Origin of the sequence: Mesorhizobium sp. B2-4-18 (genome assembly GCF_006441385.1) — a bacterium.
GTDB classification, from domain to species: Bacteria; Pseudomonadota; Alphaproteobacteria; order Rhizobiales; family Rhizobiaceae; genus Mesorhizobium; species Mesorhizobium australicum.
Window position 1 is genome coordinate 186,983 of sequence record NZ_VFUW01000006.1, and the last position, 20,312, is coordinate 207,294.

Annotated in this window: 26 protein-coding genes; 14 read left to right on the plus strand and 12 right to left on the minus strand. The window is 62.6% G+C overall.

Annotated elements, in window-relative coordinates; genetic code table 11:
- Positions 1–11: 11 nt before the first annotated feature.
- Genes FJ527_RS16630 through FJ527_RS16660 form a run of 7 tightly spaced genes read right to left on the minus strand, consistent with a single transcriptional unit; the run spans position 12 to position 6,350 of the window.
- A complete protein-coding gene (locus tag FJ527_RS16630) occupies positions 12–905 on the minus strand; it encodes an alpha/beta fold hydrolase (protein WP_181166377.1) in 894 nt (297 codons plus the stop codon).
- A gap of 31 nt (positions 906–936) precedes the next feature.
- Complete coding sequence (locus FJ527_RS16635) at positions 937–2,547, minus strand: molybdopterin-binding/glycosyltransferase family 2 protein (RefSeq protein ID WP_140823609.1); 1,611 nt, start codon at positions 2,545–2,547, stop codon at positions 937–939.
- Positions 2,544–3,248: an XdhC family protein gene (locus tag FJ527_RS16640; protein WP_140823610.1), complete on the minus strand. Its 705-nt coding sequence runs from the start codon at positions 3,246–3,248 to the stop codon at positions 2,544–2,546. The genes FJ527_RS16635 and FJ527_RS16640 overlap by 4 nt, the downstream gene beginning before the upstream one ends.
- A gap of 6 nt (positions 3,249–3,254) precedes the next feature.
- Positions 3,255–3,593, minus strand: a complete 339-nt coding sequence (locus tag FJ527_RS16645) for an XdhC family protein (RefSeq protein WP_140823611.1) — start codon at positions 3,591–3,593, stop codon at positions 3,255–3,257.
- Between the two features lie 48 nt (positions 3,594–3,641).
- The gene (locus tag FJ527_RS16650) at positions 3,642–4,892 is read right to left on the minus strand and encodes a VWA domain-containing protein (RefSeq protein WP_140823612.1); all 1,251 of its coding nucleotides are present in this window, start codon (positions 4,890–4,892) and stop codon (positions 3,642–3,644) included.
- A 4-nt stretch (positions 4,893–4,896) separates the two neighbouring features.
- A complete protein-coding gene (locus FJ527_RS16655; RefSeq protein WP_140823613.1) occupies positions 4,897–5,826 on the minus strand; it encodes a MoxR family ATPase in 930 nt (309 codons plus the stop codon).
- Positions 5,823–6,350: a flavin reductase gene (locus FJ527_RS16660; protein ID WP_140662039.1), complete on the minus strand. Its 528-nt coding sequence runs from the start codon at positions 6,348–6,350 to the stop codon at positions 5,823–5,825. The genes FJ527_RS16655 and FJ527_RS16660 overlap by 4 nt, the downstream gene beginning before the upstream one ends.
- Positions 6,351–6,529: 179 nt before the next feature.
- On the opposite strand from FJ527_RS16660, the gene FJ527_RS16665 reads away from it, so the two are divergent.
- On the plus strand, positions 6,530–7,603 hold the full coding sequence (locus FJ527_RS16665) for an ABC transporter substrate-binding protein (protein WP_140823614.1): 1,074 nt from the start codon (positions 6,530–6,532) through the stop codon (positions 7,601–7,603).
- On the plus strand, positions 7,603–8,625 hold the full coding sequence (locus tag FJ527_RS16670; protein WP_140823615.1) for a P1 family peptidase: 1,023 nt from the start codon (positions 7,603–7,605) through the stop codon (positions 8,623–8,625). The genes FJ527_RS16665 and FJ527_RS16670 overlap by 1 nt, the downstream gene beginning before the upstream one ends.
- A gap of 18 nt (positions 8,626–8,643) precedes the next feature.
- Here FJ527_RS16670 and FJ527_RS16675 read toward each other — a convergent pair whose 3' ends face one another.
- Positions 8,644–8,898 carry a DUF2171 domain-containing protein gene (locus FJ527_RS16675; protein WP_023773164.1) on the minus strand — a complete coding sequence of 85 codons (255 nt, stop codon included), beginning with the start codon at positions 8,896–8,898 and terminating at the stop codon, positions 8,644–8,646.
- Between the two features lie 146 nt (positions 8,899–9,044).
- On the opposite strand from FJ527_RS16675, the gene FJ527_RS16680 reads away from it, so the two are divergent.
- The 3 genes from FJ527_RS16680 to purB are packed head-to-tail and all read left to right on the plus strand — an operon-like array spanning position 9,045 to position 11,656.
- Positions 9,045–9,767 carry a DUF2259 domain-containing protein gene (locus FJ527_RS16680; protein WP_140823616.1) on the plus strand — a complete coding sequence of 241 codons (723 nt, stop codon included), beginning with the start codon at positions 9,045–9,047 and terminating at the stop codon, positions 9,765–9,767.
- A gap of 56 nt (positions 9,768–9,823) precedes the next feature.
- Positions 9,824–10,288 (plus strand): hypothetical protein, encoded by a 465-nt coding sequence (locus FJ527_RS16685; RefSeq protein ID WP_015318128.1) that lies wholly within the window; start codon positions 9,824–9,826, stop codon positions 10,286–10,288.
- Positions 10,289–10,348: 60 nt separating this feature from the next.
- A complete protein-coding gene (gene purB / locus FJ527_RS16690) occupies positions 10,349–11,656 on the plus strand; it encodes an adenylosuccinate lyase (RefSeq protein WP_140823617.1) in 1,308 nt (435 codons plus the stop codon).
- Positions 11,657–11,705: 49 nt separating this feature from the next.
- Here purB and FJ527_RS16695 read toward each other — a convergent pair whose 3' ends face one another.
- Positions 11,706–12,518: a VOC family protein gene (locus FJ527_RS16695; protein WP_140823618.1), complete on the minus strand. Its 813-nt coding sequence runs from the start codon at positions 12,516–12,518 to the stop codon at positions 11,706–11,708.
- A gap of 244 nt (positions 12,519–12,762) precedes the next feature.
- Here FJ527_RS16695 and FJ527_RS16700 point away from each other — a divergent pair, with 244 nt between their 5' ends.
- Together FJ527_RS16700 and FJ527_RS16705 are read left to right on the plus strand one after the other, a co-directional pair.
- Complete coding sequence (locus FJ527_RS16700; protein ID WP_140616988.1) at positions 12,763–13,311, plus strand: alpha/beta hydrolase; 549 nt, start codon at positions 12,763–12,765, stop codon at positions 13,309–13,311.
- Between the two features lie 172 nt (positions 13,312–13,483).
- Positions 13,484–14,776 (plus strand): acyltransferase, encoded by a 1,293-nt coding sequence (locus FJ527_RS16705; protein ID WP_140823619.1) that lies wholly within the window; start codon positions 13,484–13,486, stop codon positions 14,774–14,776.
- Here FJ527_RS16705 and FJ527_RS16710 read toward each other — a convergent pair.
- Together FJ527_RS16710 and FJ527_RS16715 are read right to left on the minus strand one after the other, a co-directional pair.
- Positions 14,683–15,456 (minus strand): HpcH/HpaI aldolase/citrate lyase family protein, encoded by a 774-nt coding sequence (locus FJ527_RS16710; RefSeq protein ID WP_140823620.1) that lies wholly within the window; start codon positions 15,454–15,456, stop codon positions 14,683–14,685. The two genes, FJ527_RS16705 and FJ527_RS16710, sit on opposite strands and share 94 nt — an antisense overlap.
- Positions 15,457–15,566: 110 nt before the next feature.
- Complete coding sequence (locus FJ527_RS16715; RefSeq protein ID WP_015318134.1) at positions 15,567–15,887, minus strand: DUF1476 domain-containing protein; 321 nt, start codon at positions 15,885–15,887, stop codon at positions 15,567–15,569.
- Between the two features lie 274 nt (positions 15,888–16,161).
- On the opposite strand from FJ527_RS16715, the gene purC reads away from it, so the two are divergent.
- The 7 genes from purC (at position 16,162) to FJ527_RS16750 (ending at position 19,963) form a co-directional block, all read left to right on the plus strand.
- A complete protein-coding gene (gene purC / locus FJ527_RS16720; protein ID WP_013532127.1) occupies positions 16,162–16,956 on the plus strand; it encodes a phosphoribosylaminoimidazolesuccinocarboxamide synthase in 795 nt (264 codons plus the stop codon).
- Between the two features lie 42 nt (positions 16,957–16,998).
- The gene (gene purS / locus FJ527_RS16725) at positions 16,999–17,241 is read left to right on the plus strand and encodes a phosphoribosylformylglycinamidine synthase subunit PurS (RefSeq protein ID WP_015318135.1); all 243 of its coding nucleotides are present in this window, start codon (positions 16,999–17,001) and stop codon (positions 17,239–17,241) included.
- 19 nt (positions 17,242–17,260) lie between these two features.
- The gene (locus FJ527_RS16730) at positions 17,261–17,515 is read left to right on the plus strand and encodes a hypothetical protein (protein WP_140720646.1); all 255 of its coding nucleotides are present in this window, start codon (positions 17,261–17,263) and stop codon (positions 17,513–17,515) included.
- Positions 17,512–18,180, plus strand: a complete 669-nt coding sequence (purQ, locus tag FJ527_RS16735; RefSeq protein ID WP_015318137.1) for a phosphoribosylformylglycinamidine synthase subunit PurQ — start codon at positions 17,512–17,514, stop codon at positions 18,178–18,180. Before FJ527_RS16730 ends, purQ begins: the two co-directional genes overlap by 4 nt.
- A 64-nt stretch (positions 18,181–18,244) precedes the next feature.
- On the plus strand, positions 18,245–18,910 hold the full coding sequence (locus FJ527_RS16740; RefSeq protein WP_140823621.1) for a glutathione S-transferase family protein: 666 nt from the start codon (positions 18,245–18,247) through the stop codon (positions 18,908–18,910).
- Positions 18,907–19,314, plus strand: coding sequence for a hypothetical protein (locus tag FJ527_RS16745; protein ID WP_015318139.1), 408 nt, complete (start codon positions 18,907–18,909; stop codon positions 19,312–19,314). The genes FJ527_RS16740 and FJ527_RS16745 overlap by 4 nt, the downstream gene beginning before the upstream one ends.
- 7 nt (positions 19,315–19,321) lie before the next feature.
- Positions 19,322–19,963: a Pr6Pr family membrane protein gene (locus tag FJ527_RS16750; protein WP_140823622.1), complete on the plus strand. Its 642-nt coding sequence runs from the start codon at positions 19,322–19,324 to the stop codon at positions 19,961–19,963.
- 8 nt (positions 19,964–19,971) lie between these two features.
- On the opposite strand, the gene FJ527_RS16755 is transcribed toward FJ527_RS16750, so the two are convergent.
- On the minus strand, positions 19,972–20,223 hold the full coding sequence (locus FJ527_RS16755; protein ID WP_140823623.1) for a DUF1127 domain-containing protein: 252 nt from the start codon (positions 20,221–20,223) through the stop codon (positions 19,972–19,974).
- Between the last annotated feature and the right edge of the window lie 89 nt (positions 20,224–20,312).

Here is a 20,312-nt window from a genome sequence, read left to right on the forward strand (position 1 = left end):
GCGCATCAGGCTTATGGTGCCTTCGACAGCATCCAGTCGAGCGTGCCGCGCCAGTCTACCATGCGGATCGGCGTGCCGTGCGTGCCGGTCTCGAAGCGCACGAAGCGGGTCGGATAGTTTTTTGATTTGGCAAGGATGGAGCGGAAGAACGCTTCCTGGTTGGCCACGGGAAAGACCACATCGTGGCTGCCCTGGCCGAAGAACACTGGCACGCGACGCTTGAAGGCGGGACTTGCAAGAAAGCCCTCGTCCCACAGCGATCCGAGCAGCAGCAGTCCATTCACGCGGCCACCAGTATCCTTGCGTGCGGCAAGTTTCCAGCACAGCGCGCCGCCCATCGAGCCGCAGGCGACGAAGATTTTCGCGCCCGGAGACTGTTCGGCATAATGGTCGATCAGGGCGGCGACCAGTGCTGCGCCCTTGTCGCCGAAATCAGGAAAATCCGGAGAAATATAGAGCCCGCCATTGCCGGCCATCAGGTTCTTGAGCCGGTTGAAATTGCCGCCGAAGGTGAAGTCGTCGACGCCTTGCTTGCGGCTGCCGCCCTGCCCGTGCAGGTAAAGCACGATGATGGCGGCTCCTTTCGTCTTGCCGACGGCGACATGCCTGACATCGCCCGCATCGGTCTTCAGCATCAGATCCTGCTGCACCTTGCGCACGCCGGTGTCGGTGTACTGGGCATGCACGCGTTTTTCCGGCACCTCGTCGCGCTGGTTGATGTCGCGCATCTCGCGGTAGTCGAGGACCGTGTAGGCGCCGTTGCTGTCGGATGACAGCGTCGCCGGATAGGCGAAGAGATCGTCCTTGAAGGGTTTCAGGGACAATGTGTCGGCACTGGCGGCCGAGGAAAACAAGAAAAGCATTGCCGTGACGAAAGCGCGGCACGCGACGGTACGAATAGCCATACCGCAGGCATGCTAATGCCGCCTCCGTTTGTCAATCCTGCAGCACGCCGCCCGCGCCTTCCAGTGCCTCTCGGGTGTCGACATCGACGGACGCGCCCTCCCCGATCTCGACATCGATGACATCGAGCCCTTCGGCCTCGACCAGATGGCGAGCGCCGGTGTCGCCTTCGAGATGGGCGATTGCCGCGAATAACGAGCGCGGCAAAAGCACCGGGTTGCCGCGTTTGCCTTGGTGCGTGGCACGGACCACCGAGTTGCCGCCGGCCCTGCGGAAGGCATCGATAAGCCTGTCGAGGTCGTCGGATGCGACACCCGGCATGTCTCCCAGAACGATCATCGCACCAGCGGCGTCTTCGGGCAGATAGGCAGTGCCGGCTTTAAGCGAGGTCGACAGACCATCGGCAAAATCGGGATTGTTGGCGAAGGTGACGTCGAGGCCCGACAATGCCGCGCGCACCCGCTCGCGCTGATGACCGGTGACGACGATCGTGCCCGAAGCCTTCGAGGCGAGCGCGCGTTCGGCGGTGCGGCGCACCAGCGGCTGGCCGTCGAACAGCGCCATCAGCTTGTTCGGCCCGCCCATGCGGCTCGACCGGCCCGCCGCCAGAAGCACGATCCCGACCTTGAGCCGACTTTTGGCCGGCAGCGGCTCGCGCGGCTGCGGCCGCGTCGGTATCTCCATCAGCAGGCCGCCGACGCCCATGCCGGCGATGTCGCGCGCGGTGACGTCCAGGCCGGCAATCAATCGGTCGAGCACCCAGTCGAAGCCGTTCTCCTTGGGGCTGCGGGCGCAGCCAGGCGCGCCGATGATGCGCTTGCCGCCGAGTGTGCCGAGCACCAGCAGATTGCCGGGATCGACCGGCATGCCCGCGCGGATGACGGTACCGCCCGCCCTCTCGATCGCCGCCGGAACGACGTCGGCGAAATCGCTCATGGCGGAAGCCCCGAAGATCACCACCATGTCGTTGTCGCGCGCAAGCGCGATGGCAGCCTCGGCGACAGGGGCGATCTCATGCGGCGTACGGCGCTCCGCCGTCAGCCTGCCGCCGGAGCGCGCCAGCCGGGCTTCGGTGACGCGTAGCGTCTTGTCGAGCACGGTTGGTTTGGTGCCCGGCAGCACCGTCTGGACGACGCCGACACGCATCGGCCGATAGGCGTTGACGGCAAAAATTTCGCCGCTGGCACAGATTTCCGTCACGGCGGCCACCAACGAGGAAGAGACCGCGAAGGGGATGATCTTCACCGTCGCGACCATCTGGCCCTTTTCGACCGGCGCGTGCTGGCCAAGCGTGGCGATGGTGATAGCGGGATCGACCGCATTGATCGCATCGATGACAGCGGCATTGACGGTGAAGATGCCAGCCGCCTTGGCGTGGAGATTGACCCGGCCGGTAGCGGCGGGCTTCGCCTCGATGCCGCCGAGGGTCATGCTTTCGGCAATTTTTTGCGCCGCGGCGTCCTCGCCGAGATCGTCCGGCGCCAGCACGGCCGCAACGACCTGCGAAACACCTGCCCTCTTGAGCGTTGAGACATCTTCGGCGCTCAGCCTGTGCGCCTTGCGAAATCGCTTTTCGCCGGCCGCGGTCGCATGCGCCAGCACCGCCCCTTCGGCCGCGTCGATCGGGATCGGACCGAATTTCACGCCGCCGCGCCCTTCGCATCGAGGCCGCGTGAGCGGAAGGCAAGAATGGTCTGCGCGAGAATGGCGACGGCGATCTCGGCGGGGCTTGCCGCCCCGATGTCCAGCCCGATCGGCGCGTGGATACGCGCGATCTGGTCCGCACTCGCGCCCAGCGCCAGCAGGCGCTCGACGCGCCTGGCATGCGTCTTTCGGCTGCCGAGCGCTCCGACATAGAAACAGTTGGCGTCGAGTGCCGCCTTCAGCGCGAAATCGTCGATCTTCGGGTCATGGGTAACGGCGGCGAGCGCGGTGTAAGCGTCGAGCGGCTGGCGTCCCAGCACGTCCTGCGGCCAGTCGGCATGCAAGGCGACATCGGGAAAGCGGTCCGATGTGGCAAAGGCGGTGCGCGGATCGATGATCTCCAAGGGATAGCCTGCGATCCGTGCCATCGGCGCGAGCGCCTGACTGATATGCACGGCGCCGATCACCACCAGACGCGGCCGCGGCAGATGCGCATTGAGGAAGAAGGTCCGCCCTTCCGCCTCGACGGACCCCGAATTGCCGGATCGAAACGCCTTGGCGATCGCCGCACCGAGATCGCCGGCGACCTGATCGCCCTCCCGCACGATACGATCGCGACCATCACCGAGATCAGTGACGAGGATCGCCGCGCGGCGGGCGCGCCGCTCGGCATTGAGCGTCTTCAGCGCATAAGGATCCATCGGAGGTCAGCCCAATCGCTCAACATAAACCTTGATGCGGCCGCCGCAGGACAGGCCGACTTGCCAGGCGGTCTCATCGGCAACACCGAACTCCAGCATCCTGGCTTTGCCGGAGCCGATGACGTCGACCGCCTCGGTCACGACAGCGCCCTCGACGCAACCGCCCGAAACAGAGCCGTGGAAATTGCCATGGGCATCGATGACAAGGTGGCTGCCGACCGGGCGCGGCGCTGAACCCCAGGTCTCGACCACGGTCGCGACTGCGACATCCTTGCCGTCCTTCATCCAGGCTTCCGCGATGATCAGCGGGTCGCGGGCCTCATCGAGATAAAGACTGTCACTCATCGTTGCTTCTCTCAGGGTCTGTTTTTCCAAAAGCCGGGAAATATATGGCTATGCGGCGCGCCTTGCGCCAGCATCCATCCACCGCCGTGGATCGACGGAAAGAACCGATTTCTTGTCCAGCGAGGCGCAGAGATCGGCGAGCGCGTCGAGATTGTGCACCGAGCGGAATTCGTCGACATGCGGCAGCATCGCCTTGACGCCGCGGGCGCGCGCCTGAAAACCATCGAAGCGCAACAACGGATTGAGCCAGATCAGCCGCCGGCAGGATTTGTGCAGCCGCTCCATTTCTTCCGCCAAGCCCCCTATATCGTCGCGCTCCAGCCCGTCGGTGATCAGAAGCACCACCGCGCCCTGTCCCAGCACACGTCGCGACCATACAAGGTTGAACTCGGCTAACGTATCGCCGATGCGCGTGCCACCCGACCAGTCCTTGACCGCCGCCGAGCAATCGGCAAGGGCGGCATCGGGATCGCGGTGGCGCATCTGCCGGGTCAGGTTGGTCAGCCGCGTGCCGAAGACGAAAGTGTGCACGCGCCGGCGCTTTTCCGTCAGCGCATGCAGGAAATGCAGGAAGATGCGCGTGTATTGGCTCATCGAACCGGAAATATCGGCCAGCACCACCAGGGGCGGATGAACTTCGCGGACCGAGCGGAATTTCGGCAGGATCAATTCACCGCCGGTACGCGCCGCCGAGCGCATCATGGCGCGTGGATCGATGCGGCGGCCATGCGCATCGGCCTTGAAGCGTCTGGTCCGCACCATGTCGACAGGCAGCCGCAACGCCGCGATCGCCTTCCTGGCGTCAGCCATCTCGACTGCGTTCATCTGCGCGAAGTCCTTGCCCCGCAACAGCTCGTTGCCGGAAAAGGTGAAGCGGGCGTCGACCTCGATCTCAGGGATTTCCTGAGGCGTCTGGTTCTTCTGATGACCCTCGAACATCGCCTGGCTGACGCGATTTTCAGCCGCGCGCGGTTTCTGCTTCTGCCTGACATCAGGCGCCACCGGTGAAAACATCGCCAACAGCTTCTCGATCAATTCGCGCGATTTCCAGAACAGCCGGAAAGCTTCGTCGAAGGTGGCATGATCCTCATGCCGCGAGACCAGAACGGCGTGCAGGGTCCAGTAAAAGTCATCACGCGAGCCGATGCCGGCGACGAGCACCGCCTCGATCGCGTCCTTGACCGAAGCGGGCCCGACCCGCATGCCGGCCTTGCGCAAGGCGCGGGCGAAATAGACGATGTTGTCTGCGATCCGGCCGTCCGCCGTCGCCTCTCCAGGGTCGGGTCGGGACGCCTTCACCACCCTACTCCGCCGCCGCGAGCTCGGTCTTGACCTCGTCGAGGATGCGCCGGCCCTCGCCCGCGCCCATGCGGGCAATGTCGTCCTGGTATTTCAGCAGCACCCCGATCGTGTCGGACACGGTCTCCGGATCGAGCGCCACCTTGTCGAGTTCGGTCAGCGCGCCGGCCCAGTCGATGGTTTCGGCGACGCCCGGCACCTTGAACAGCTCGATCTGGCGCAGCTTCTGGATGAATGACACCACTTCGGCCGAAAGCCGCTGGTTGGCCCGAGGCACCTTGCGGCGCACGATCTCCAGTTCGCGCTCGGCACTGGGATAGTCGACCCAGTGATAAAGGCAGCGCCGCTTCAGCGCATCGTGGATTTCGCGGGTGCGGTTGGTGGTGATGATGACGATCGGCGGCTCTTCCGCCTTGATCGTGCCGAGTTCAGGCACAGTCACCTGGAAGTCGGAGAGGATTTCGAGCAGGAAGGCTTCGAAGGCTTCATCGGTGCGGTCGAGTTCGTCGATCAGGAAAACCGGGGCTGCGCCCGTCTTACCGGTCAGCGCATCGAGCACCGGCCGGCGGATCAGGTACTTTTCGGAGAAAACGTTACGCTCCATGGCGGAGCGGTCGACCTTGCCGGCGGCCTCCTCCATGCGGATTTCGATCATCTGCGCGGCGTAATTCCACTCATAAACGGCCGAGGAGACGTCGAGCCCCTCATAACACTGCAGACGGATCAGCCGGCGGCCAAGCGCCTCGGCCAACACCTTGGCGATCTCGGTCTTGCCGACGCCGGCCTCGCCTTCGAGGAAAAGCGGCCGTCTCATGCGCAGAGACAGGAAAAGCACCGTTGCCAGCGACCGGTCCGCGACATAGTCCGCGCCGGTCAGGAGATCGAGCGTTTCGTCGATCGTCCGCGGCACGGGGCGCGGGTTCAAGTCGCTCATTCCTTCTCCGTGGGTGCGGCGGCCCCACTTTCCAGGACGTGGTAGCCGCGGGCGTGATAGATCAGCGGCCGCAAATTATCGCCCATACGCAGGCCTGTCACCTTGCCAAAAAGCACACGATGGGTGGCCAGGTCCTTGGTGTCGATCAGTTCACAGTCGAACACGGCGAGCGCGCCCTTCAGCGTCGGCGCGCCGGTGGAAATCACATCCCATTCGCCGAGCGCGAAGCGCTCTTCGACCGGCAGGCCAGTCATGCCGGAAAATCCAATCGACAGCGGCTCCTGGTGCGAAGCCAGCGTGTTCAGGGCAAATTTGCCGTTCTTCACGAACAGCTCATTCTTGGCATTTTCACGATTGAGGCAGACCAGGATGGTCGGCGGCGTGTCCGATACGGAACACGCCGCGATCACCGTCGTCCCGCGCTTTCCGGCGGGTCCGTCGGTGGTCACCACATGGACATGACCGGCAAAATGACTCATCGCGTCGCGATAGGCCTGCGGTCCAATATCGTTCTTCTTCAGCACTGGAAGATTCCATGGCCATTGTTCACCTGACATATATGGCCAGACATCACATGCCACAAGCGAAGTGCTTGGCCCATATCCCGAATTCGCGTGTTGCACCAAGGCCGGGCAGCCTTTAGGTCTTGGCGGGAATTTGACGCCTGCGCGACGTCGCGGGCTTGGAGGAATTCTTCGGCAGCATGCGATCCGGGGCAACCACAACCGCAGCGCTGGCCTGGCTGTTCATGGCCGGCGCCGCCAGCGCACAGACGCTCACGATTGGTGTCGCAGCACCCCTGTCGGGACCATCGGCCATCCTCGGCAGGCAGATCGAGGCTGGCGCCGGGCTCGCGGCAGAGGTGGACGGCATCCAACTCAAGACTGTTGATGACGCCTGCACCGGCGATGGCGGCGCCGCGGCGGCCAGGGAATTCGTGGCAGCCAAGGTCAATGTCGTGATCGGCTTCCTCTGCACGGAGGCGATCGAGGCGGCGATGCCTGTCCTTAAGGACGCCAATATTCCTGTCATCACCGTTGGTGTGCGAACCGAAAGCCTGACCGACCGCCGCGCCAAGACCGGCTGGCCGGTTTATCGCCTCGGCCCGCGAGGCGACGACGAGCGCAATGCCGTCGCCTCCACCCTTACCCGCCTATGGCAGAACGAGCTGTTCGCGATCATCGACGACGGCACCATCTATGGCCGTGAGATGGCGGAGACATTTCGTGCTGCTGCCGAGCAGGCGGCACTGAAACCGGTCTTCGTCGACACGTTCCGGCCGCAGCTCGACAACCAGATCGGCCTGGTGGGACGGCTGAAAAAGGCCGGCGCCACGCATGTCTTTGCCGGCGGCGACGGCGACGACATCGCCATTATGGGGCGCGATGCCGCCCAGCTCCAGACGGGCATCGTCCTTGCCGGCGGCGAAAACCTGCGCACGCCGCCCGGCGACGTGCCTTACGCGACCGGCACGCTGATGATCGCGCCACCCGAATGGGCCGATGTCGCGGATCCCAAAGTGCTGGAAAGCTTCTCCGCGCACAAGATCGTGCCGGACGGCTACGCCCTGCCGGCTTATGCTGCGGTCGAGATCGCCAAGGCCGCATCGTCGGACGCAGCAGGCTCCGGCGGGCCGCTGGCCGAGGCACTCACCGGGCATGATTTCACCACGGCGATCGGACCGGTCCGCTTCGACGACAAGGGCGACCTCAGCCAGAGCCTCTACCGTGTCTTCCGCTTCGACGGCACCCGCTTCGTGCCCTTGGAAAACAACTGATGTTCCGCACCGGTCCACGCAATCTCATCACCGATGTCATGGGCCTGCGCGTTGGCAATGCTTCCGACGCCAGGCTGAAGTCCGGCGTGACGACCGTCCTTTGCGACGAGCCGGCGGTCGCGGGAGTCCAGATTCTTGGCGGCGCGCCTGGCACCCGCGAGACGGATCTGCTGGAACCGCACAATTTGGTGGAGACGATCCATGCCGTGGTGCTGTCGGGCGGCTCTGCTTTCGGGCTCGATGCTGCCTCCGGCGTGCAGGCCGCACTGCGCGAACGCGGCATCGGCTTCGAGGTTGGCGGCTTCCGCGTACCGATCGTGCCGGCGGCGATCCTCTTCGACCTGCGCAATGGCGGCGACAAGGACTGGGGCCGCTATCCCCCCTATCGCGACCTCGGCTACGAGTCGGTGCAGACTGCCGCTGTCGATTTCCAATTTGGCACGGCGGGCGCCGGAACCGGTGCACTGACGTCGGGGCTGAAGGGTGGCCTGGGTTCCGCCTCGACACTGCTGGACAATGGGATCACCATCGGCGCGCTGGCCGCCGTCAACCCGACCGGCTCGGTGACCGTCGGCCGCACCCGCCATTTCTGGGCGGCACCCTTCGAAATCGGCGATGAATTCGGCGGGCTTGGTTATCCCTCGCCCATGCCCGAGGACGCGAAGCGGATTTTGCTGAAATACCGGGACAAGGATCACGGACGGCAGTTGGACAGCGGCGGCAACACGACCATCGCGGTCATTGCCACGGACGCGGTTCTCACCAAGGCCGCCGCCAAACGCCTGGCAATTTCGGCGCATGACGGCTTCGTACGCGCCATCTGGCCGACCCATACGCCGGCCGACGGCGACCTGGTGTTCGCGCTGGCCACCGGCAATAGCGGGGTCGAACTGACCGCCGACGCGGCAATCGACCTCTACGCCGCCGCCGGCGCCACCATGGCGCGCGCCATCAGCCGTGGCGTGTTTGCCGCGACGCCAGCCGACAACGACCTGTTTCCCGTCTGGTCGTCACGTCACTAGGCTGGCTAAAGCCGTCGATCAAACCGGATCGGATTTTTCTTCCTCGAACGTCACCGCGACATCGGAATTCGCGGACAGCCACACCTTCTTGCCATCGACCTCGGCAACCAGGGCCAGTGAAATATAGTGGTGATGGCCCTTGTGAGCCCCCTCGCCACTGTCGGCCTTGGTCAGCTTGATGCGCTGACCATCGACCTTGTCGACGGTGCCGATATGCACGCCGTCGGCGCCGACGACTTCCATGTGCTCACGAATTTTGCTGGTGTCGGTCATGTTAGCTTCTCCATTGGGGTGGGTCTCCATGGGACTGCCGACAATAACAAATGACGAGCGGTTTGGATGCATCGGCCTTGGTCCGCACGACGTTTTGATCTCGTCGTGCTAGGGATTGAAGCGATCAGGCCGAAGGAGCGATGACAATGCGGACGCTTTTCCTGTTTGCCGTTTGCCTGGCCACGCAGTTCGCGGCGTCGATTGCCCAGGCCGGCGATGTCGCGGAGCTCGAAATCCTGGGCTTCACCCGGGATGGCGGCGTGTTCGCCTTCGAGGAGTACGGCATCCAGGACGGGTCGGGCTTTCCCTATGCCAACCGGTATTACATCGACACGAGCAACGACAGCTTTCTCAAGGGCACGCCGGTCAGGGTCCGGCTCGACGACGAGAAGGCAACGCTCGACGCTGCCCGCCTTCAGGCCCGGCAAAAGGGCGAGGCCATTGTCAGCCAGGCCGAGCTGAGTGCCAACCGCGGCATCACCGCCGGCTCCAACCCGGTGACCGAGCTTTCGGCCGATCCACATCGCATAGTGGTCAATCCGCGACCGATCTTTTCCCCTGTCGACCAGCCGCTCGAGTTCCGGCTCGACGAGATCGGCATGAATGACACCGAAAGTTGCGCCAGCCAGGGCGAGATCAATGGCTTCCGGTTGCTGCGTATCGAGGCGCGGGATGGCGGCGCCACCAAATTGCTGCACGAGGACAAAGCGATCCCCAAGAGCCGGGGCTGCCCGAACGGCTACCGCATCGGCGCGGTGCAGACGTTCTCGATGGACAGCCTCAGCGCTTATGCGGTGCTGATCGCGGTGCGCCAGTATGGCTTCGAAGGGCCGGACTTTCGCTGGATCGCCGTGACCGGCCGCCTGTGACAGAGCTTGTCCAACCCGTCAGGCGCAATCGCGCCCTGCACCACCTTCGCGGCGCCATGCCGACACTGCGTGCAGCGCTTCTCGGTGCGCTGCTGTGGGCCGCCGCCATGGGCGCCAGCGCACTCGTCAACCTGTTGCTGGACAATTGGGTGACGCCGGGCAAGATCCGCACCGTGTCCCTGCTGTTTGCCGTCGGCGGCGCCCTGGCCTTTCCGGTTGGCCTCTTTGCCGCACGGCTGGTTTCGCTCGGAAGGGGCCGGGAGGTCGCCTTCGCGGCGATATTCGTAGGGCTTGCTGCCGCAACGATCGGCCTCACCGCCCTGCTGTATGCCCTGCAATACCGCTCCTACTATGCCGAATGGCATGCGCCCGTATTCACCCTCACCTGGGGCTTTCAGCTCGCCTTCACGATGGCGGTGGCGTCCTACCAGTTCGTGGTGCTGGGCATCCGGCTCTATTTCCCGCTTGGTTTCGTCGCCTTGTTCGCCGTCAGCCTCTGGTTTGCACGGCAGCAGCGTTGAGCATTTGGCCCGCCTCTGTTAGGACGCGGACAAATCCCTCCGACACATCAGGAATGACCGATGATCCCTCGCTATTCCCGGCCGGAAATGGTCGCCATCTGGTCGCCCGAAACCCGATTTCGCATCTGGTTCGAAATCGAAGCCCATGCCTGCGACGCGCTGGCCGAACTGGGCGTCATCCCCAAGGAGGCGGCCAAAACCATCTGGGAAAAGGGAAGCGCGGCCGAATTCGACGTCGAGAAGATCGACGCGATCGAGCGCGTCACCAAGCATGACGTTATCGCCTTCCTTACCCATCTTGCCGAATTCGTCGGGCCCGATGCACGCTTCATCCATCAGGGCATGACGTCTTCGGACGTGCTCGACACCTGCTTTGCTGTGCAACTCACCCGCGCCAGCGACATTCTGCTGGCCGACATCGATACGTTGCTTGCAGCGCTCAAGCGCCGCGCCTTCGAGCACAAGGACACCGTCACCATCGGCCGCAGCCACGGTATCCATGCCGAGCCGACGACCTTCGGCATAAAGCTGGCGCAGGCTTATGCCGAATTCTCGCGCTGCCGCGAGCGGCTGGTGCACGCGCGCGAAGACATTGCCACCTGTGCGATTTCGGGCGCGGTCGGAACCTTCGCCAACATAGAGCCCTATGTCGAGGAACATGTGGCTCGTAAGCTCGGACTGAAGCCGGAACCGGTGTCGACGCAGGTGATTCCGCGCGACCGCCACGCCATGTTCTTCGCGACCCTCGGCGTCATCGCCTCCTCGATCGAGCGGCTGGCGATCGAGGTCCGGCATCTGCAGCGCACCGAAGTGCTGGAAGCGGAAGAGTATTTTTCGCCGGGCCAGAAAGGCTCGTCGGCGATGCCGCACAAGCGCAACCCGGTGCTGACCGAAAACCTCACCGGCCTTGCCCGCATGGTGCGTTCCATGGCGCTGCCGGCGATGGAGAACGTTGCGCTCTGGCACGAGCGCGACATCTCGCACTCCTCGGTCGAGCGCATGATCGGCCCGGACGCCACCGTGACGCTTGATTTCGCGCTGTCACGCCTGACCAGCGTCGTCGACAAGCTGGTCGTCTATCCCGACAACATGCTGAACAACATGAACAAGTTTCGCGGCCTTGTGCATTCGCAACGCGTCATGCTGGCGCTGACGCAGGCCGGCCTGTCACGCGAGGATTCCTACCGGCTGGTACAGCGCAACGCCATGAAGGTGTGGGGACAAGGCGCTGATTTTCTTGAGGAACTTCTGGGCGACAAGGAAGTGACAGCCGCGCTGCCGGAGGCGCAAATCCGCGAGAAATTCGACCTAGGCTACCACACCAAGCACGTCGACACGATCTTCAAGCGGGTGTTCGGAGGAGCATGAGCTTTCCTTCTCCCCGTTTACGGGGAGAAGGTGCCGTGATGACGTCCAATCAAGCCTTACCCGGCACGGTCCTGATCACCGTGCCCCAAGGATCCTCACGGGTCGTTTCGCTGCTCACATTGTCCGAACGCATCTCGACCCAGGCAAGGCCCGAGCGGGAGGGGTCGCGGCGGCCGGCGCCGGCGCTTTGCCAGGCATTGGCGCCGATGTGGTGGTGATAATGCCCCGACGACAGGAACACCGCCTGGCCGCCATATTTGGCGACCGTGTCGAAGCCGAATTCCTGGTTCCACCAGGCTTCGGCCTCTTCCGGCCTGCCGACGCGCAGGTGGACATGGCCGACAATGCTGTTTTCCGGCGCGCCTTGCCATCCCGCATCGCCGGCCGCCACTTCGGCAACGACAGACGGAATGTTCATCCGCTCGGTCGCCATGGCGATCTTGTCGCCGTTCCATTTCCAATCCTGCGGGCGGCGGTCGGCATAGATTTCGATGCCGTTGCCCTCGGGGTCGGTCAGGTAGAGCGCTTCGCTGACCAGATGGTCCGAAGCGCCCTCGATAGCGATCTTGTCTGAGATGGCGTGGTTGATCCAGCGTCCGAGATCGGCACGGCTGGGCAGCAGGAAAGCCGTATGGAACAGGCCGGCGCTGCGCGGATCGTCCGGTTTGGCAGAGCTGTCCGGCTCAAGCACCAGCAGCGGACGGCTGCCGGCGCCGAGCGTGATCGCGCCTTCGGCACGGCTCAATTCCTGCAGTCCGACGACTTTACGATAGTAGGCGGCAAGACTTTCGGCATCACGCGCCTTCAGACCGACGCGGGCGACGCTCACCGGCGTGGTGGCGGCAAATGGCAATTCGCTCATCATTGTCTCCGTTGCGGCGACGTCTCGCGAAGCTCCCAAAGCCAGGAGGCCAGCGGCGCCGATCATTCTACATCGTGTCAGCGCCAAAATCCCGGTCCTCCACGGCTGTTTCTCTCCCGACAGAGATCGTCGATCTTCATCGTTCACACAAGACAGCGAAAAGCGAACATGGTGTTCACCGTTGCGACCGGAAGCCTGCCCATCAACGGTTGCATGAGGCAATCGCGCTCGCTATCTGAGCGCCATGAAAGTCAAGGACGCAGATATTCTGATCATTCCCGGATACACCAATTCGGGGCCTGAGCATTGGCAGACCCGCTGGCAATCGAAACTGTCCACGGCGCGCCGCGTCGAGCAAGCGGAATGGTCGAAGCCGGTACGCGAGGACTGGACGGCGAGTGTGGCCAAGGCGGTCAACGAGGCCGAGAGACCTGTCGTTCTCGTCGCCCACTCACTTGGAGTGGCCGCGGCCGTACAAGCCATTCCGCAGTTCCGGAAGCCGGTCGCCGGCGCCTTCTTCGTGGCACCGCCGGACGTCGCGAATCCCAAGATCAAGCCAAGACATCTGATGACCTTCGGCCCTTATCCTCGCGAACCGCTGCCGTTTCCCTCCATCGTGATCGCCAGCCGCAACGACCCCTTCTGCCCTTTCGATGTCGCCGAGGACATCGCCGGCGCCTGGGGCTCGCTGTTCATCGATGCCGGAGAAACCGGCCATCTCAGCGAGGATTCAGGCTTTGGCCCCTGGCCCGAGGGATCGATGACCTTCGCCAAGTTCCTGACGGACCTCTGAGGCGCGCCAAAATCAACGCACGATGGCCTTCGATCAAACTGCAGGACTCGAATAATAATAATTTAAGAGGGCCAGCGTTAACTATTCAGAAGCAGTGGAAATTGCTTTCTGGATGATCATCCGTGCTTGAACCGGGCTGCCAATTCTTCGCCCTTGAAACAGAGGTCAATGCTTGCGCAAGGACGCTTCACTCGAATTCTTGAGAGGTGCCGCAGCGCTTATCGTTCTCAATTGGCATATCTTGTGTGCTTTTGCGCCGTCCGCGGCGGGCGAAGAGGCGGCTGCGCAATCGCTCAAGACAAGTCTGGCTTTCATCGCTTTCAATGGCGGCTCTGCCGTCTACTTGTTTTTCGTCCTCTCTTCCTATGTGCTTGTGAAGCGTTATTTCCAGTCCCGCGACGCACAAGACCTTCGGCTGGGTGCGATCAAACGTTTGCCTCGTCTGGCTGGACCCGTGCTTGTTGTGGTTCTATCGTCCTGTGTCATCTTCAAGCTCGATCTGTATTTCTTCGAGGATGCAGCGGCGGTCGCTCAATCTGAGTGGCTCGGCAGATTCGGCAATGCTTCAAAGTTATTGTCGCGGGAGACAGCGAGTTTCTCCGACGCATTCCTGCAAGGAGCGTGGCGGACATTCATTTACGGCGACAAATATTACGACAGCAGCCTGTGGACCATGACGATCGAGTTCTGGGGCAGCATGCTGACCTTCGCCCTCGCCCCGATCGTCTTTTTCTTCCAAGGCCGCTGGGCGCTATTGTCCTGGCTTTGCATAGCAACAGGCGTATTCTTGGCGGTGCAAGTCAGCTTCTTTTTTTGTGCCTTTCCGGCCAGCCTCCTACTCTATCCGCTTCTCGCCATGGGATTTCGCCCGAATCGATGGGTGAGAGGGGCCATGGCGATTATTTCGCTGGTGCTGCTGGGTTATGCAGGAGATGCTGTCGGAATATACCGGCCCTTCGCCGTGCTCGATATTGCAGCTTCCGATATTGGTTTGCGGCAAGCTTGCGTGGCCATCCCGGCAAGCATCATGCTGGTTTACGCCGTGCTGAGCATGGATGACCCACCGTCATGGCTCTCCGGCAAGGCCGCACGTTTCCTGGGCGACCTGTCTTTCCCGCTCTACCTCGTGCATGTACCCGTTATCTGCTCGTTGGGATCATGGGCGCTGTTGGCAAGCGACTCCGCCGCACTCGGCGCTGCCGCCGCGATATCTGGGTCGATCCTCGCGGCATTGCCGCTGATGGCTTTCAACAACTGGTGGGTCCAGGCGCTCGGCGCTTTGTTCGACAGGATCAGACGCGGCGGATCGGCCGCCACGGCGCTCGCGGTGCAAAGGCCTGAGCAACACGCTGGCGACAGCAGTCCGCTGGTTCAGGATCCGATCGAGTCCCGCATGTCCTTGAGCAAGGTCCTTGCTCCCAATGAAATCAGCGCGTGCTCGGAACCCGTGGCGAGCAGGCGATAGCCCATCGACACGACGCGGCCGGCGATAGCCGGTTCGACGACATAGATCGCCGCATGCTTGCCGGCCTTGCGGGTGCGCTCGGCAACCGAAGCCACCGTCTCCATCATGCTTTCCAGCGTCGAATTGACCGTGGTGCCGTTGGTCCAGGCGATCGAGAAGTCGGACGGCCCGAGGAAAATGCCGTCGATGCCCGGCGTGTCGAGGATACCGTCAAGCGCATCGAGCGCGGCGCGCGTCTCGACCATGGCAAAAGCCATGGTGCGCTGATTGGTGTCGCGCAGCCATTCGGCATAGTCGCCCTTGCCATGGCGGGGAAAGGCATAGGTCGGACCCCACGAGCGCTCGCCGAGCGGGGGATATTTCATGGCCGCGGCGAACAGCTTTGCATCGGCCACCGAGTTGACCATCGGCGCAATGACCGCCTCGGCGCCGAAATCGAGAGCGCGGCTGGCCATGTCGAAACGGCCAACGGGAATGCGCACCAGCGCCGGCTTGCCCACGGCCAGCACGGGTGCCAGGCCGCGCAGGACGCTGTCCTCGTGATGGCCGCCATGCTGCATGTCGAGTGTCACGGCATCGAAGTCCTGCCTGGCGAGGATCTCCACGGTCAAGGCGTCCGGCACGCCCGACCAGGCGGTTACCAGCGTTTCATCTGCGGCAAGACGGGACTTCAGGGACATCTAATCTCTTTCCTCGTTAACGTCGGCAGTTTCAGCCGGAAACCGCCGCAAAGGCAAAGAAAAACCGCCCGGATCGGCCGGGCGGTCGATTGGGCCAGAAAGCGGCCGGATCAGGTGTTCTTGATCTGCTCGATCGCCTGCGCCATCATTTCGTCCATGGTGCGGCGGATCTGGTGATCGGACTGCTCGACGCCGGCGGCATCGAAATCCTTGCGGATCTTGCGGAACACGTCGTGGTCGCCGGCTTCCTCGATGTCGGAAACAACGACTTCCTTGGCGTAGGCGTCGGCATCGGCGCCGGACTTTCCGAGCTTTTCGGCTGCCCACAGACCAAGCGCCTTGTTGCGCCGCGCCGAAGCCTTGAACCGAAGCTCCTCGTCGAATGCGAATTTGCGCTCGAAGCCCTCTTCGCGGTCTTTCATGCTGCTCATGGCGTCCCTCCGGTCAAATCCGATTCGTTGGCAATGGATATGTGTGTTGCCGAAGCACAAACCAAAAGGTCGCGGGCCGGTCAATATGCTTCGTCATATGCTGCGCTGCGGCATTTCAGTCCCGAAAGCGGTTGATTGAAAGGATTTGCCGATTGAGCAAACGGTGTGATTGGGATAGACCCGGCATTGAACGTCACCGTCGCCGCATTAATTCAGGCGGACGGACAGGAAGTGGTCGCTTGCCGCCTGTCCGCAAATCCAGAGAAAAATTCAAATGAAAAATCGCCGCCGCATTTATGAAGGCAAGGCCAAGATCCTCTATGAGGGACCCGAGCCGGGCACGCTGATCCAGTTCTTCAAGGACGACGCAACCGCGTTCAACAAGAAGAAGCACGAGGTCATCGACGGCAAGGGTGTACTCAACAACCGCATTTCCGAATACATCTTCAATCATTTGAACCGCATGGGCATCCCGACCCACTTCATCCGCCGGCTCAACATGCGCGAGCAGCTGATCAAGGAAGTCGAGATCATCCCGCTCGAGGTGGTGGTGCGCAATGTCGCCGCCGGTTCGCTGTCCAAGCGCCTCGGCATCGAGGAAGGCACCGTCCTGCCGCGCTCGATCATCGAATTCTATTACAAGGCCGACGCGCTCGACGATCCAATGGTTTCGGAAGAGCACATCACGGCGTTCGGCTGGGCAAGCCCGCAGGAGATCGACGACGTCATGGCGCTGGCCATCCGCGTCAACGATTTCCTCTCCGGCCTGTTCATGGGGGTCGGCATCCAGCTCGTCGACTTCAAGATCGAGTGCGGTCGCCTGTTCGAGGGCGATATGATGCGCATCGTCGTGGCCGACGAGATTTCGCCGGATTCCTGCCGCCTGTGGGACGTGGCGACGCAGGACAAGCTCGATAAGGACCGTTTCCGCCGCGACATGGGCGGCCTCGTCGAGGCCTATCAGGAAGTCGCCCGCCGCCTCGGCATCATGAACGAGAACGAGCCGCCGCGTCCTACCGGTCCGGTGCTTGTCGCCTCGACCGATGGCCTCAAAGGCAAGCCGCACTGACAGCGGCTTGCGCCCAACGTTCAGAACAGGAGCATGTCCAGCGTGATCAAGGCCCGCATTACCGTCACCCTCAAGAATGGTGTGCTCGACCCGCAAGGCAAGGCGATCGAACACGCGCTGTCGGGGCTGGGCTTCGATGGCGTCGGCCAAGTGCGGCAGGGCAAGGTGTTCGACGTCGAGCTTTCGGAAAGCGACAAGGGCAAGGCCGAGGCCGATCTCAAGGCCATGTGCGACAAGCTGCTGGCGAACACTGTAATTGAGAATTATAGTGTGACGCTTACCTGAAGTTGTGGCGGAGGAACTGATGGCCGAGCGCGATGGAAGCTTGATATTTGAAGGCCGCAAGTCCATTCAATCACGGTTGGACAGGATGGATTTGACGCTCGGAGAGGTAAAATCCGAGCTTGGCTCCATCCGCGGTCATCTGATAGCCACCGAGAGTGACGTGAAGAACATCTATGGCGTGCTCGCTCGCCGGGATGATTGGCTAGAACATATCGAGCGCCGTCTCGACCCGCGCGAACTTGCCGAAGCACAAAGGCCTTACGAACCAAAATGAAATCAGCCGTCGTCCTTCTCCCTGGCCTCAACCGCGACCGCGACATGATCGCGGCGCTGACCAAGATTTCCGGACAGGCGCCGGCAACCGTCTGGCAGACCGACACCGAAATTCCCGATGTCGACCTGATCGCCATCCCAGGCGGTTTTTCCTTTGGCGACTATCTGCGCTGCGGCGCGATCGCGGCACGCATGCCGGTCATGCGGGCGGTCGCCGAAAAGGCGGCCAAGGGCGTCATGGTCATCGGCGTTTGCAACGGTTTCCAGATCCTCGTCGAGGCCGGTCTGCTGCCAGGTGCGCTGATGCGCAACACCTCGCTGAAATTCGTCTGCCGGCAGGTCAAGCTCGAGATCGCCAACGCCAACACCATGTTCACGCGTCGCTACCAGCCGGGCCAGATCATCCGCTCGCCGGTGGCGCATCACGACGGGAATTACTTTGCCGACGCCGACACACTTGCCCGTCTCGAGGGCGAAGGCCAGGTGGTGTTCCGCTATGCCGAAGGCACCAACCCGAACGGCTCGATCAACGACATTGCCGGCATCGTCAACGAACAAGGCAATGTGCTCGGCCTGATGCCGCATCCCGAGAATCTGATAGAAGCAGCGCATGGCGGCAATGACGGCAGAGCGCTGTTCGAAGGCGCCTTGGGCATTGCCGCTTGAGGTTTGCAACTGCAACCTTAAGAATTGCGGCAATTAAAGATCATAGCGTGAGGGAGAGACGGTCATGAAACTCTATTCGCGGCCGTTGTCGCCCTACTCTTCGATCGTGCGGGCGCTGGCCTATATCAAGGACGTGCCGATCAAGATCATCGCGCCGCCGCCCGGTTTTCCGATCCCCGAGGCGTTTCGCGCCATCTCGCCGATGAACCGGATTCCGGTTCTGATCACCGGCTCAGGCGAAACGATCGTCGAATCGGTGGTGATCGCCGAATATCTCGAGGAACGGTTTCCCGAACCGGCTCTGTTGCCGCCCGATTCGAAGGACCGCGCGCTGGTGCGCATGTTTGCCCGCATCGTCGATCTCGACGTACTCACACCGACGATGAAGCTTTTCGAACTGCATTTCGTGCCGAAGCGCGACATTGCCGAGATCGACGCCCAATTCGCCCGTCTGCACCATGGGCTGGCCGCCATCGAGGCACGCATGGCGCAAGGCCCCTTCGCGCTCGGCAGCGACATCAGTTTCGCCGATGCCTGGCTGACGCCGACGCGGTTCATCTTCAACAATTTCCGCGCCATGACCGGCCGCCACGACCTGCTCGACGCCTATCCCAGATTCGATGCCTATGAGCAGATCGCTTCGCAGCATCCGGCATTGTCCAGGGTGTGGGGCGAGATGACCGACGGCCTGAAGATCTCTCTGTCCGAACTCGAAATGGGTGCCGCTTGATCAAGAACAGGACGATCGCCCTGATCGCCGTGTCAGGCTTTGCCTTGGCATCTTGCCAATCGAGCCCCAAGAGCACGCCCGTGCCGTCCGGCAAGAGCGCCGCGCTGCTCTCCATGGAACAGGTGGCGATATCGGCCCACAAATGCTGGATCGCCAGCAAGGATCCGGCCTTCAGGCAGTATCAGATGGCTAATGAACTGAACTCGTTCAGCGGCACGCCGCGCTTCCTTCTGGTGCCGGCCAAGCACTATGGCGGCAAACCGTTGCTGGTCGTGCAGGCACAGGGCAATTCAAGCCGTGTCGACGTCTTCGGACCGTTGATGAACGACCCGCTCGGCGCACGCATCAGCTCTGATGTCGCGCGCTGGCAGGCGGGCAATCCGGCCTGCGCGGCCACCGCCTGAGCCTGCCATGGGTCGGTTCCTGCAGATCGCGGGATTGTTTGTTGGCCTGATAGCGCTCGCTTTGCAGTTCTCGATCACCATTCCGGCTTCGATGGTAGCGGGCCGCGGCCTGCTCGGCTCGATCGTGTTCTATTTCAGCTTCTTCACCATCCTGACCAACATTGGCGCCGTGCTGGTCCACGCTTCGCTGTTGTCATCCAGCTTCTATGCATGGCTGCCGGCCTTTGCCGGACCGCGGATGCGCGCGGGCGTCGCGGCTTCGATCACCCTGGTGTTCACCGTCTATGCCACGGTTCTGGCGCGGCTCTGGCAGCCGCAAGGCCTGTTCCTGCTCTGCGACATCCTGCTGCACTATGTGACGCCGGTGCTGTTCGTGCTGTGGTGGCTGATATCGGGCGCCGATGGCAGGACGCGATGGAGCGACATCTCCTGGTGGGTGCTCTATCCCATCGCCTATCTGGCCTATGCGCTGGCGCGCGCGCCGCTGGCGGGCGAAGTGCCCTACCCCTTCCTCGATGTCGTCAGGAACGGCGTTGAGAGCGTCGCCATGGCCGCGCTCGCCATAACCACGCTTTTCCTGGTGATATGCATCGTCGCCGTTTTCGTCGACCACGCTATCGGGCGCCTCGGGAGCAAAGGCATCCGATAGACGGGTCGCTATTCCCAGAGCGGCTTGATGCCTTCGCGGTGAGCGTCGCAGCGCGAGATGCCGATGTCCTTGAGTTGATCGTCGGTCATCTCCAGCAGCGCCAGCCGGCCGCGCCGGCGCTCCAGCAGGCGGTCGATCCATTTCGCCAGCGAACTGAGCACTTGCACAATTCGGCCGGCGAAGCCGCGCTGCCCGGACGGGCGAGCAGGCTGACCGAGCAATTGGATTGCCGAGTGGCGGAATGGTCCGATTGTATTCATTTTCTTCTGCCAAATGTCAATTGCACCCTTGGTTGGGTGCACTGCCGATATGTATTGACTCCCAAAACGGTGCAATATAGAAAATTGTC